At 46.5% G+C, this 13,247-nt stretch carries 11 protein-coding genes; all 11 read right to left on the reverse strand.

Translation table 11 applies throughout. The features are described 5' to 3' along the window. Positions 1-53: 53 nt before the first annotated feature. Complete coding sequence (locus tag L0659_RS11010) at positions 54-1,763, reverse strand: pyruvate dehydrogenase complex dihydrolipoamide acetyltransferase (protein WP_235126027.1); 1,710 nt, start codon at positions 1,761-1,763, stop codon at positions 54-56. A gap of 137 nt (positions 1,764-1,900) precedes the next feature. Continuing rightward, positions 1,901-3,688, reverse strand: a complete 1,788-nt coding sequence (gene lepA, locus L0659_RS11015; protein ID WP_235126029.1) for a translation elongation factor 4 — start codon at positions 3,686-3,688, stop codon at positions 1,901-1,903. Positions 3,689-3,825: 137 nt separating this feature from the next. Next, a complete protein-coding gene (locus tag L0659_RS11020) occupies positions 3,826-4,842 on the reverse strand; it encodes a zinc-binding alcohol dehydrogenase family protein (RefSeq protein WP_235126031.1) in 1,017 nt (338 codons plus the stop codon). A gap of 39 nt (positions 4,843-4,881) precedes the next feature. Next, on the reverse strand, positions 4,882-5,670 hold the full coding sequence (locus L0659_RS11025) for an SDR family oxidoreductase (RefSeq protein WP_235126032.1): 789 nt from the start codon (positions 5,668-5,670) through the stop codon (positions 4,882-4,884). Positions 5,671-5,703: 33 nt separating this feature from the next. Next, positions 5,704-6,957: an L-fucose:H+ symporter permease gene (gene fucP / locus L0659_RS11030; protein ID WP_235126034.1), complete on the reverse strand. Its 1,254-nt coding sequence runs from the start codon at positions 6,955-6,957 to the stop codon at positions 5,704-5,706. A 100-nt stretch (positions 6,958-7,057) separates the two neighbouring features. Further along, positions 7,058-7,807 carry a LytTR family DNA-binding domain-containing protein gene (locus L0659_RS11035; protein ID WP_235126035.1) on the reverse strand — a complete coding sequence of 250 codons (750 nt, stop codon included), beginning with the start codon at positions 7,805-7,807 and terminating at the stop codon, positions 7,058-7,060. A gap of 122 nt (positions 7,808-7,929) precedes the next feature. Beyond that, positions 7,930-8,952 (reverse strand): cytochrome d ubiquinol oxidase subunit II, encoded by a 1,023-nt coding sequence (locus tag L0659_RS11040; RefSeq protein WP_235126036.1) that lies wholly within the window; start codon positions 8,950-8,952, stop codon positions 7,930-7,932. Between the two features lie 19 nt (positions 8,953-8,971). Next, the gene (locus L0659_RS11045) at positions 8,972-10,285 is read right to left on the reverse strand and encodes a cytochrome ubiquinol oxidase subunit I (protein ID WP_235126037.1); all 1,314 of its coding nucleotides are present in this window, start codon (positions 10,283-10,285) and stop codon (positions 8,972-8,974) included. 129 nt (positions 10,286-10,414) lie between these two features. Next, the gene (locus L0659_RS11050) at positions 10,415-11,398 is read right to left on the reverse strand and encodes a 3-hydroxyacyl-CoA dehydrogenase family protein (RefSeq protein ID WP_235126038.1); all 984 of its coding nucleotides are present in this window, start codon (positions 11,396-11,398) and stop codon (positions 10,415-10,417) included. A 133-nt stretch (positions 11,399-11,531) separates the two neighbouring features. Continuing rightward, positions 11,532-11,729, reverse strand: a complete 198-nt coding sequence (locus tag L0659_RS11055) for a CsbD family protein (protein WP_234612382.1) — start codon at positions 11,727-11,729, stop codon at positions 11,532-11,534. A 155-nt stretch (positions 11,730-11,884) separates the two neighbouring features. Continuing rightward, positions 11,885-13,156, reverse strand: a complete 1,272-nt coding sequence (locus L0659_RS11060; protein ID WP_235126039.1) for an AGE family epimerase/isomerase — start codon at positions 13,154-13,156, stop codon at positions 11,885-11,887. Positions 13,157-13,247 lie beyond the last annotated feature (91 nt).

Here is a 13,247-nt window from a genome sequence, read left to right on the forward strand (position 1 = left end):
AAGTGCCAGGTCGGAAAACCTGACACCTTGTACGTATTATTAAGATTGCTCTTTTAAACCAACATGCTCATCGGCTCTTCAAGCAGCTTTTTCACTGTTAGCAAGAACTGAGCGCCTAATGCTCCGTCTACTACGCGGTGGTCAGCGGAAAGGGTTACCTTCATGATGTTTTGTGGATAAACCGTTCCATCTTCTTTGAAAGCTGCCACTTTCTTGATCGCGCCGATAGCCAGGATACATGAATCCGGCGGGTTAATGATTGCTGTGAATTCATCTACGCCAAACATTCCCAGGTTTGAGATCGAGAATGTGTTTCCTTCCCAATCCTTAGGCTGCAATTTTTTGTCTTTCGCTTTACCGGCAAGATCTTTCACTTCGCCAGAAATTGTTGACAATGTTTTCTTATCAGCATCGCGGATTACCGGAACCAGCAAACCTTCGTCCACTGCCACCGCAACGCCGATATTTACGTAATTGTATCTTCTGATTTTATCGCCCAACCAAGCTGAGTTAACAGCAGGATGTTGCTTCAACGCCACTGCACATGCTTTGATCACCATATCATTGAAAGAGATCTTAGCAGGGCTCACCTCATTCAGCTGCGGACGCAATGCCATTGCCTTATCCATGTTGATTTCCATGGTCACATAGAAGTGCGGCGCTGTAAACAAGCTGTCGCTCAATCTGCGTGCAATGGTTTTACGCATTTGCGAGATTGGCGTGTCTGTGAAGTCACCATTTGCAGGCGCGCTTGTAGCAGCAGGCTGATCTGCTTTTGCAGCGGGTGCTGGGGCAGATGCCGCCTGAGCAGGAGCTTCGGTTTTCGCAGCAGCTGGTTTAAATTCGTCCACATCGCGTTTCACGATACGGCCATTGTCGCCACTACCGCCAACCTGGCTCAGGTCAATTCCTTTTTCGTCTGCAAGACGTTTTGCCAATGGTGAAGCCTTGATCCTGTCACCAGAATCAGCGACGGAAACTGATTGTTCAGCACCATTTGAACCTGACTCAGCAGCAGGAGCCGCTTTGCCTTCGTCTGTTGCTTCAATGTTCTCCACTTCCGCACCGCCCTCGCCGTTTTCACGGGCAAGCAATGCTTCCACATTAGCGCCCTCTTCACCAATGACAGCGATAATGCCGTCAACAGGAACAGATTCACCGTCTTTAATTCCAATATATAGAAGCGTTCCGTCTTCGTACGCTTCCAGTTCCATCGTTGCCTTGTCAGTTTCCACTTCGGCCAGGATGTCACCTGATTTCACTTTGTCTCCAACCTTTTTCTGCCAGCCAACCAATGTTCCTTCCTCCATCGTGTCGCTCATCTTCGGCATTCTGACAACAACAGCATTGATTTTTTCGGCGGCGGCCGGAGCAGCTGGTGCCGGTTTTTTTGCCGGTTCAGGCGTAGCTGTTTCTACGGCAGGAGCAGCAGATTTTGGTTCCTCCTTAGCTGGTTCTTCAACGCTCGCTCCATTAGAAGCGCCATTAGAGGAACCGCCTTCGAGCAGTGATTGATAGTCTTCGCCTTCGGAACCAACAACCGCCATAATGCCGTCTATCGGAACCGCATCGCCCTTGTTAACACCAATGTATAGAAGAGTGCCGTCATAATAGGACTCAAGATCCATTGTTGCCTTATCTGTTTCGACCTCAGCAATGATTTCACCTGATTTTATTTTATCGCCAACTTTTTTGTGCCATTCTGCGATAACACCTTCTTCCATGGTGTCGCTCATCTTGGGCATACGAATTACTTCTGCCATATCGCTTGTTAAGGTATTTTAGTTTCTTGGTCTAAAAATTAGAATTCAGTCAAAATTACAACAAAACGCGAATAGGTGTCGCCTTTCACGCCATAAAATTGACCAGGACAGCGCTCGGCTGAACAATTCCGGATTAATCAATTGATTTTCAACACGGCCATAAATGCCTCCTGCGGAATTTCCACATTACCAACCTGACGCATGCGTTTTTTACCCTTTTTCTGCTTTTCCAAAAGCTTCCTTTTACGGGAAATATCACCGCCATAACATTTCGCCAAAACGTCTTTCCGCATCGCTTTCACTGTTTCACGCGCAATGATCTTCTGACCAATTGCCGCCTGGATCGCAATTTCAAACATCTGGCGCGGGATCAGTTCTCTCAGTTTTTCACAAAGCTTTTTGCCCCATTCGTAGGATTTTGAACGGTGAACGATGGCAGAAAGCGCATCAACAGGCTCGCCATTCAACATAACGTCCAGCTTCACCATATCCGATTCCTGGTAACCCGCCAGTTCATAGTCCAGAGACGCATAACCGCGTGATATGGTTTTTAGTTTATCAAAGAAATCAAAAACCACCTCCGCAAGCGGAATAAGAAATTGTAGTTCAACGCGTTCCGAAGTCAGGTAAACCTGGTTTTTCAGGATTCCACGTTTGTCCATACACAAGTTCAAAATCGCGCCGATGTAATCGGACTTCGTGATGATCTGTGCATTGATATATGGCTCCTCAATCGAATTAATGTGGTTAGGATCAGGCATTTCCGAAGGCGCGCTGATATTCAGTAATTGGTTTTTGGTGTTTAAAACACGGAACTGAACCGAAGGGACCGTCGTAATAACAGTCATGTCAAACTCACGTTCCAGACGTTCCTGAACGATCTCCATATGCAGCATCCCAAGGAATCCGCAACGGAACCCAAAGCCTAATGCCGCAGACGTTTCCGGTTCCCAAACCAGCGCTGCGTCATTCAGTTGCAGCTTTTCCATGGCTTCGCGAAGTTCTTCAAATTCGCTGGTGTCAACCGGATAAATCCCCGCAAAAACCATTGGCTTAACCTCTGAAAAACCAACGATTCCTTCACTTGCCGGTCTGTCAATGTGCGTGAATGTATCGCCTACTTTTACTTCCTTAGCGACCTTGATCCCTGAAATGAGGTAACCTACGTCGCCGCATTCTACCACTTGTTTGGGGATTTGCGCTAAGCCTAATGTTCCGATCTCGTCGGCAATGTATTCTTTGCCCGTAGCCATGAATTTAACGCGGTCGCCTTTTCTGATCGTCCCGTTTTTAACCCGGAAAATAACTTCGATCCCGCGGTATGAATTAAAAACCGAGTCAAAGATCAATGCTTGCAACGGCGCTTTCGGATCGCCAACTGGTGCAGGGATTCGCTCAACGATCGCATCAAGAATTTCCTTAATCCCAATTCCTTCCTTACCACTCGCCGGAATAATGTCCTCACGCTCACAACCGAGCAGATCCACCATTTCATCTTTGATCTCCTCAGGCATAGCGCCAGGCAGATCTACTTTATTCAAAACCGGAATGATCACCAGGTCATGGTTGATCGCCAGATATAAGTTGGAAATCGTCTGGGCTTCTGTTCCCTGCGATGCGTCCACGAGCAGCAATGCGCCTTCGCAAGCCGCAATGGAGCGCGAAACCTCGTATGAAAAGTCAACGTGGCCCGGCGTATCGATGAGGTTAAAAGTATATTCTTCTCCTTTGTAAGGATAAGTCATTTGGATAGCGTGGCTTTTGATCGTGATGCCGCGCTCGCGTTCCAGGTCCATGTTATCGAGTAACTGGGCCTGCATTTCGCGTTTGCTTACAGTATTTGTAAATTCCAGCAATCGGTCTGCCAGTGTGCTTTTCCCGTGGTCAATATGGGCAATAATGCAAAAATTACGGATTTTCTTCATGAAAGTAGTTACTGTTCCAATGTTTGGCTCGTAAAAGTCTGAGGCAAAACACCTGCAAAATTACGAGGGTAATTAATATTTCAACAGCTTTTCTCATTGAAGTTCAAACTTAGCACAAATAGCCGCCCGAAAATGACTCAATTCACAGAGACCATCGCCTTAATAACACCATTGGCAGGATCAAGCCAGCCTTCAAATTCATCCTTAACCTGACCAAAAGTCACGCGATGTGTAATGTATGTGGTGGGATCAATAAACCCGTTTTTCATACTGCTGATCACATGTTCAAAATCGGCCCGGGTTGCATTCCGGCTGCTCATTAAAGTGGCTTCGCGCTTGTGAAATTCCGGGTGACTGAAACTGATCTCCCCTTTTTGCAGGCCAACGAGCACATATCTTCCGCCATGCGCGAGATAACTGAATGCTGTGTTTATCGCTCTCAAATTGCCGGTCGCATCCACAATCACCGTCGGCATGTCGCCATTCGTGATCTGCATTAATCTTTCCAAAACATTGTCATTCAATGCGTTAATCGTGTGCGCAACGCCTAGTTTTTCGCGGCAAAAGGCCAATCTTCCATCATTAATGTCCAGCGCGATGACATTTGCTCCGGCAATGCGTGCAAACTCCATCGTTCCAAGTCCAATCGGGCCGGCACCAACGACCAGCACTGTTTCATTTTGCTCCACATTGGCACGCCTGATCCCGTGCGCGCCAATCGATAGCATTTCGACCAGCGCCAGTTCGTCAAAACTCAGACCATTTCCATGTACAAGTGCGTAGGAGGGAACCGATAAATATTCCGACATTCCGCCATCGATATGGACGCCTGAAACGCGGATGCTGGTGCAGCAGTTGGGCTTGTTGTTTCGGCAGGCAATGCATTTTCCGCAATTGAAATAAGGAATAAAAGTAACCGCTTCACCCACGGAAAATCCCGGCGCTCCGTCCGTTTCGACAATTTCACCTGCCAGTTCATGACCGAGAATACGCGGATAATTAAAGAAAGGCTGCGTTCCTTCAAATGCATGCAGATCCGTCCCGCATATGCCGATCCTTTTGATCTTTATAATGGTATTTCCCGGGGTTAATGCTGGTTTTTCTGCCTGCTGATAGGCAAATTCCCCGGGTGTTGTACAAACCAAAACCTCCATAGTTGAATGGAATTAATTTAATTTTAGATGTTGAGAATGTTAAGAATTAGCCAGCGCACGGTCGAGGTGCACATAGCCGCCGTCCACATAAATCAGCTGACCCGTTGTATGGCTTGAACGTTGCGACAGCAGGAAAACGGTCATGTTGGCGATTTCTTCGGCCGTCGTCATCCGGTTTTCCAATGGAATATGCGCCGTGATCGAAGCCAATTTTTCCTGCGGATTAGGCAATGTTTCAATCCATTTTTCATAAAGCGGCGTCCAGCATTCAGCCACAATCACCGAATTGACGCGGATGCCATATTTCAGGAGTTCTACCGCCCATTCGCGGGTAAGCGCATTGCGCCCGCCATTGGATGCAGCATAGGCAGATGTGCCTCCCTGGCCCGTATCCGCCGTTTTTGAACTGATATTCACTATTGAACCTTTGGAAGCTTTGAGCGCCGGCAACGCATATTGTGCCATCAGATAATAATGCACAACATTCTTATGCAGGGACGCCATAAACGCCTCATAGTTACCATTTTCCAGCCCAACTCCATCATTCACACCCGCATTGTTGACCAGTCCGTCGATACGGCCGAATTTTTCCAAAACCGCCGCCACAGCCTGCTCACAAGCTTCCGGCCTGGTCAGCTCCGCAACCACCTGAAATGCGGAAATGCCTTTGGCTGAAAGTTCGTCAACCACTTTTTGGTTATCTTCAGCATTGCGGCCGACAATCACCGGAATGGCACCCTCGTTGCCCAGCACATGCACAATGCCTTCGCCAATCCCTTTTGCGCCACCTGTTACGATAACGACTTTATCTTTCAATTGTAAATCCATAATAGAGAATGTTAACAAAATTGCGGACGACTTTTAATGGGAAGCACCCAGCGTCACGTGTTTAATTGAGTTGTTTTTGATTGCAAAATAAAGGACCACCAGGAAACAAACCGCCGGAACAATGTAGGCTGTTTGGATAGATGAAACATCAGAAACCTGACCCATTATCACCGGAAAAATGGCCCCGCCAACGATAGACATAATAACCAGCGATGACCCGATCTTGGTTTTTTCCCCAAGGCCACGGATACTAAGTGCAAAAATCGTCGGGAACATGATAGACATGAAAAATTGCACGCCTACCAATGCATAAACCGCCATCATGCCTTCCGTAACAACGGCCAGGATAAGCAATGCTACATTAATAATGCTGTAAAGCGCCAACAGACGCGGCGGAGCAACAAATCGCATGAGGTAAGTGCCGATAAACCGTCCGATCATAAAGCTCAGAAACGCTCCAGATAGCACATACGCGGCCGTTTTTTCATCAATCCCGGCCACTTTATCCGAAAAACGAATGAAGAAACTGCTGATACAAACCTGCGCGCCAACATAGAAAAACTGTGCGATAACACCCAAAATAAGGTTTTTTTCTGACCAGATTGAGCCGCTGATCTTACCGCTGTAGTCCGTCTCTTCCTGGATTTCGGGCAATTGCGTGCGCCAGATCATGACCGCAACCAGCAAAACCACAATTCCAATAACCAGAAAAGGAATTTGAACCGAAGAAGCCTCGGCATTGAGATAACTGTTTAGCTGATCCGCAGACATGGATTGCTCTTCCTGCTCAGACAGTGTTTTGCCTGAAAGAATAAAAGTCCCACCCATTAACGGCGCTAAAAACGCGGCCAGACCATTAAATGACTGCGCAAAATTGAGCCGCTGTGTAGCCGATTCACTGTCGCCCAAAACGGTAATGTATGGATTCGCAGCCGTTTCCAGCAATGTTAAGCCGCTGGCAATGACAAATAATGCAAACAGGAAAAAGCCGAAATGCCTCATTTCGGCAGCCGGATAAAATAGGAATGTGCCGAACGCAAACAGAAGCAGCCCCAATGTGATCCCCGCTTTGTACCCGAACTTTTTCATAAAAAGCCCTGCCGGTAAGGCAATCAAAAAGTAAGCGATATAAGAAGCTGAGTCGATGAGCGCTGATTGAAAGTCACTGAGCTGACAAGCTTTCTTTAAATGTGGGATGAGGATCGGGTTGAGATTCAGGGCAAAACCCCAAAGGAAAAACAGAGAAGTGATTAAAATGATAGCCAGCCGCGTTTTACGATCGGTCATAGAGGTCCGTAGTTAGTAATTAATAACAAGATATAGTAACGTCGCTTCGCCGCGTATCTACTTGACCAGGGTCGAATTCTTTTGGCAATTTATGATCCAATCAAATATTCAGCAACCTTAGCAGGACATCTCTTTTTCTACGCGATACGTCTATCCTTGTTCCGTCGGAAAGCACTACGAAATCATTGCCATTGGAAGTGCGTATAATGTGCTCAGCGTTAACCAGGTGGGATTTATGAGTGCGAATGAATTTGAATTGTTCAAGAATGCATTCAAAATATTTGAGCGTTTTGGTGGCGATAAAAGGTTTTGCATGATCGGTGAAATAGATAACCGAGTAGTTACGGTCCGACTCGATGCGGATGATCTCGGCAAGCAGAAAAAAGAAAACCCCTTTGGAAGAACTGACTGCCAGCCTGAATTCCTTCACGTCTTTCTTCTCAACACTGCTGATGAAATTTTCATATGTTTTCAGCCTTTTGGGCTTCGTTTTGCGAATGGTAAGATAGCGTTGTATGGCTGCAACCAATTCTTTCGGATCAATGGGTTTCATCAGATAATCCAGCGGATTGAACCGGAGTGCCTGAATGGCATATTTTGTATTATGGGTTGTGAAAATGACGTCAAACTGCGGATTTTTTAAGGTTATCAGCAGCTGAAAACCATTTTGATAAGACATTTCTATATTCAGAAAGGCAATATCCGGCTCAAAATCCATCAATATGTCCCGCGCTTTTGCTGCTGAGGCGGCAAAGCGTATTTCCGATATTTCAGGGACGAACTCGATGATCAGCCGATGCAGGAACCTCCGTGCCTTCTGTTCATCATCAACAATTAAAACTTTGATCATACCAGGCGCGCGAGGCACTTTAATGCAAAGCCTATTGCAATTTTCTCGCATTCCAAAGTATTGGTTATTGAGAAAAGGGCGCCTTTCGGATGTGCAAACGGCCGCTATGGTTGATTCATAGGCTAATGTTCAGCCCCGTATTCCAAAGGTTTTTTCTGAAAACTGTAAATCAGGTAAAATAATGCAGGCAGAATAAAGACGCTGCCGATCAGTAATGCAAGCGCGAGAGCTTCCATGGTTTTTTCCTGGCCGCTGTGTTCCAGAAGCGACAAATATCCTCCTCCTTTCAAGATCACAATGTTTGGGAAGTGCTTGTAAGTGGTTGTGAGCAAGATCATTGTAACCTGGAAGCCGGCAAGCGGTCGGAGTAATGTAAGCCTGCCCTGGTAAAGCAGCGACCACATCCAGACAAGTGAAAGCGTAGCCGAAACAATGGCGATCCGCCCGACCCAATTACCAAAAACCCAGTCGATTAATGGAATGTGCTCAATATAAGCGGCAACGAAAACAAGCATACCGCAAATGACGGCGGCAATGTTAAAAAACTGCGCCTTGTGCGCAAATCGCAGCCGGTCCTGATCATTATCCGTTTCACCGATCAGATAAACGGAAGCCAGGAAGCCGCAGATCGCAACGGTGAACATGCCCACCGAAACCGCAAACCAATGCAGCCAGCTGAAAATGTAAGCCGAAAGAAATGTGTCGGCCTGCGGATCAATGTGCCCCGAAACTGCACTTCCTGCAATGATGCCCAGGAATAGGGGCGTTATGAAGCTCGAAACAGCGAAGATCGTGTTATATAAATACTGCATATCATCCACAACCGCATCGTAATGTCTGAATGTAAAGGCAGTTCCGCGTGCTATAATGCCCAAAAGCATAATAGTAAGCGGGATATGCAAGTGTACCGACATGGTTGAATAAATAACCGGAAAACCTACAAACAGGATCACAATGGCAATGATCAGCCACATATGGTTCGCTTCCCAGATCGGCCCGATGGCGCCGTATAATGTTCTGCGGGTCACTGCTTTATTTTTCCTTGACGTGAAAAGCTCAATGATCCCCGCGCCATAATCCGCACCGCCCAGCAGGAGGTAAAGGAGGATGGAAGTCCAGAGGAAAGTGATGACTATGTAGAGCATGTGTTAATTTTTAATGATGTTAGTTTTGTTTATCATACAGTGTTCCGACCATTTTTATTTGCCGGTAAAGCATGAATATCACTACGAATGCCAGCGAGACGTAGACGGCGCTGAACAGATAAAACGAGTAGGCGATGCCGGGCATCGGGGTTACGGCGTCGGCGGTTCGCATGACATTATGGATGATCCAGGGTTGCCTGCCCACTTCTGTTACGGTCCAGCCAGCTTCTACGGCGATGAAGCCCAGGGGCGTTGCGGCAACGAATAATTTCAAAAGCCAGGGACTTGATAGCCAGGATTTCTTTTTCCAAAGCGCCAGAAAATAAAGGACAGCAACCAGCATCATCGCCATGCCCATGCCCACCATAGTCTGGAAAGCATAATGCGTAATGGCCACCGGCGGCTGGTTTTCTTCAGGAATTTTGTCCAGGCCTGTCACTTCTGATTCAAAATCGCCATGGGCCAGGAAGCTCAGAAACCCGGGCAGTTTTATGGCATAATCTACCTTTTTATTTTCTTCATCCGGAATCCCGCCGACGATCAGGGCCGCTGATTTTTCGGTATGGAAATGCGCTTCCATTGCCGCTAGCTTGGCCGGCTGGCGGATGGCAACGTCTTTGGCCGAAATGTCGCCGCTTAATGGTTGCAGGATCGCAGCAACGCATCCGAAAATCGCCGCGATTTTGAAAGATTTGGTATGAAAAAGTACATTTTCCCCTTTCAGGATCATCAATGCATGAACGCCAGCAACTGCAAAACCCGTAGCCACGAATGCAGCAATGGTCATGTGGAGTGCTTGCGAAAACCAGGCATCGTTGAACATTGCTTCGATAGGGTCAATGTTCAGGTATTGGCCGTTGACAAAATCAAAACCAGCCGGACTGTTCATCCACGCATTCGCAGCCACCACGAGGATCCCGGATGCAAGTCCGCTCACACCCACAATGACGCCCGTAAACCAGTGAAACCATTTATTGAACCTGTCCCAGCCGTAAAGAAAAAATCCAAGTGCAATGGCCTCAATAAAAAATGCCGTTCCTTCCAGCGAGAACGGCATTCCGAAAATTGGGCCAGCATGTTTCATGAATTCCGGCCATAAAAGTCCGAGTTCAAACGAAAGGACCGTTCCAGAGACGGCGCCCGTTGCGAAAAAAATCGCAACGCCTTTGCTCCATGCTTTTGTGACGTTTTTGTAAACAATGTTGTCCGTCCGGAGCCAGTAGTAATGTGCTACGGCCATAAAAAACGGCATGACCATGCCAATACACGAAAATATAATATGAAAGCCCAGCGACAGGGCCATCTGAGATCGGGCAGCTATAAAATCATCCATTGTGGAATTATTTTACTAAAAAATTGGAAGCATCCAGAGCTCCCGGCAGCCTAAAAGCCACCCCTCCAAAGCTAACAAAGTCCTACTTGAAGAACCAGTTTTTTGGTAAAAAGAGATCACTGGTATGACTTAACGTTTATGCTTCTCAGCCAAACGTTTTTTCACAACATCCGCAGGATATTTCAATGCAAGCTGCCGGATTTCGTAGGTGAATTCCTTGAATGTTTCTTCCCAGACTTCGGCTTCGCCGGGTTCGTAGTCGTAGAAACCGTGGGAGTTGGCGATGCCGCGGCCGCCTTCGCGGACTACTTTATCAATGAGTTCGGGGACTTCGGTGCTGTTGTTTAATGTTGGGAGCAGGTTTTTCATAACGGTATGATAGGCAGGAACACCGGTGAGATCCATCCAGCGGAATACACCAACCAATGTCATGAAATAACCCGCATTGTTGCGGCAGGAGCGGTCGACGTCTTCAATAGTCGCGTAACCGTTTTCAACGAGGCTGATGGCTTCGCGATACATGGCGTACATGAGCCGGTTGGTGATAAACCCGGCAATGTCTTTTCTAACCAGGATTGGTTCTTTGCCCCATTTGTGCGAAAGCTCGTACAGGTATTCCCCGTTTTTAATGTCTGTATCATCGCCGCAGATCACTTCCAGGAATCGAGTTGTATGCGCCGGCTCGGTCCAATGCAACCCCAGAAAGCGTTCAGGATGAAGCGTTAATTTTTGCAGCTGACTAATGGGGATCGCAGAAGTGTTGCTCGATAACAATGCATCCGGCGCAATCACCGCTTCAACTTTTTTATATACAGATTCTTTAATATCAATATTTTCAATGGTACACTCATTAACGATTTTGCACGTTTTCAGCTGAGCGTAATCCTCCGTGATGATCAGGTTTTTGAAGTAAAATTCAGGATCATTTTCTATTAGTCCCTTCCCCTTTGCATTTTCCAAATGTTCCCGAATCCTCTTTTCCGCATGGAGCAGATCCGCGCTGATAGGAGCAATGGCAACCACCGGGTGCCCGGCGATCAGCAGGCACGTCACAATGCTGCAACCCATTAATCCCAAACCCACTATGCCGACCGGTATTTCATTTGGATTCATTTGAAGAACATTTTTATATGAAAGATGAGATCAAAAGGAGAATTTCGAAGCTTCCTACTACCAAAAAAAGAGCCCTGGAATCGTAATTCCAGGGCTCTTAACCTATTATTTACTCAGTATTTAAACACTGGGTCTATCTTGACCATTTATCTACTTCACTTTCCACTTCTTCACGGGTCTTACCTAGTTTCTTTTGAAGCTTTCCAAGAAGTTCGTCTTCTTTTCCATCTTCATATAACAGGTCGTCGTCGGTCAAATCCGCATATTGTTGCTTGAATTTACCTTTCAGTTCATTCCAGTTTCCTTTTACTTGTTGTGTGAAAGCACTCATGATTTCATCAATTTAAATTAAAAAATATGCTTAATTAAAAGCATGCGACTAATTAAACATGGACAACAATCATTCCAATTAGATTCCAGCAAGTTTTAAATGATTTTGTGCAAGATTTTTCCCGAAAGTGTCCAATTCTTTGCTTAAAAACCCTGCTAACCTTGTGAAATCAGCTTATCCAGCCGCACAATCCCCTGCACCATCGAACGCACAGAATGGTAATTAACCTTCCATGAGTGGCTCATATGCTTCCAGATCGGCTCGCCCTGGCGGGTCAGCAATGGCAACCATTCGCCCACTTCATGATGGATCATGTGATCAAAAACAAAGCGGTGAGTTGCATCGTAAGCTTTCAGATACTTTTCATCGCCATAAACCCTGTAAGCGTCCAGCATACCAATGATCACCTCAGCCTGCTGCCAGAATTCTTTTTCGCGATCATAAACTTCGCCTGCATGCGAACCTTCCACATACACACCGCCAAACTCCCAGTCGATGCCATGCTCCACTGCGTGATCATAAGAAGCCAAAAGCTGTTCCTGATAGGCGTCATATGGCACACCCGCAATGTCCAGTGCATGCATGAGCAGCCACGCAAATTCCACATTATGGCCATAACTTGTGTTGTCTTCTGCGGAGCTTTTCATGCCATCCTCCGAAAACCGGTCCCAGCCCCAGATAATGTCAAACTTGATTTGCGGCGCAACCGTCCAGTCAGCCCAAAATTGTGGGATGCCGGTTTTATATGTCGGGTGCATGATTTTATGTAAAAGCAACTCGATAATTTCCATCAGCTTGCGCTTATGCACCTGTTTCCGGCTCGCCTCGTATAATGTTGTGAACGCCTCCATTAAATGCATGTGTGCATCCAATGTTTTGCGATCGCCGCCCGCCGGGCCGTTGCCTTTGAGCTCCCAGTTGCGGTGGAACATTTCAAAATAACCGCCATAGTAAGTGTCTGCGCCGTGAATTTGTAATAAATCAAAAACCTTTTCAGCATATTCCAAACCGCGTGGATCGCCCGTAGCCAATGTATATTCGGCCAGACTGTAAATCGCGAAACTGTGGCCGTAAACGATCTTTTCATCAATCTTCACATTCCCTTTGCGATCCATCAACCAGTAAAATCCGCCATTTTCCTCGTCCCACATTTTGTTGATCAGGAAATCTACACCGTGGCTTGCGATTTCAGCATAACGACCGTCGCCATAACCCGCCCTATGCGCAGAAGAAAATGTAAAAACAGTCCTGGTTTGGGCAATAAGCGACTTTTCATCTTCGCCGGAATCATTTCCAGCATTGTCAAAATGGGTGATGAAGCCGCCATTTTCTTTGTCTACACATCTGGTTTCCCAAAAAGGAAGCAATTCAGTTGTTAAATGATTGTGGATTTCGTTCCGGTAATTTTTTAATTGGTTCAGGCTCATTTTGGTAATCTTATTTTATGTCCCCGGCAGGGCTGTTTTGGTTAAAGTTTTTTCTATTTAAGACAGGCTGATACTATAACTACTTAAAGGA

The organism is Dyadobacter sp. CY347 (assembly GCF_021502655.1).
Classification (GTDB): domain Bacteria; phylum Bacteroidota; class Bacteroidia; order Cytophagales; family Spirosomataceae; genus Dyadobacter.

Bases quoted from the DNA above. Each gene is read 5' to 3' on its own strand.
- L0659_RS11045 (WP_235126037.1), bottom strand. From the start codon at position 10,285: ATGGATGATTTTATAGCTGCCCGATCTCAGATGGCCCTGTCGCTGGGC.
- L0659_RS11035 (WP_235126035.1), bottom strand. From the start codon at position 7,807: ATGATCAAAGTTTTAATTGTTGATGATGAACAGAAGGCACGGAGGTTC.
- lepA (WP_235126029.1), bottom strand. From the start codon at position 3,688: ATGAAGAAAATCCGTAATTTTTGCATTATTGCCCATATTGACCACGGG.
- L0659_RS11055 (WP_234612382.1), bottom strand. From the start codon at position 11,729: ATGAGTGCTTTCACACAACAAGTAAAAGGAAACTGGAATGAACTGAAA.
- L0659_RS11050 (WP_235126038.1), bottom strand. From the start codon at position 11,398: ATGAATCCAAATGAAATACCGGTCGGCATAGTGGGTTTGGGATTAATG.
- L0659_RS11020 (WP_235126031.1), bottom strand. From the start codon at position 4,842: ATGGAGGTTTTGGTTTGTACAACACCCGGGGAATTTGCCTATCAGCAG.
- fucP (WP_235126034.1), bottom strand. From the start codon at position 6,957: ATGACCGATCGTAAAACGCGGCTGGCTATCATTTTAATCACTTCTCTG.
- L0659_RS11010 (WP_235126027.1), bottom strand. From the start codon at position 1,763: ATGGCAGAAGTAATTCGTATGCCCAAGATGAGCGACACCATGGAAGAA.
- L0659_RS11060 (WP_235126039.1), bottom strand. From the start codon at position 13,156: ATGAGCCTGAACCAATTAAAAAATTACCGGAACGAAATCCACAATCAT.
- L0659_RS11025 (WP_235126032.1), bottom strand. From the start codon at position 5,670: ATGGATTTACAATTGAAAGATAAAGTCGTTATCGTAACAGGTGGCGCA.
- L0659_RS11040 (WP_235126036.1), bottom strand. From the start codon at position 8,952: ATGCTCTACATAGTCATCACTTTCCTCTGGACTTCCATCCTCCTTTAC.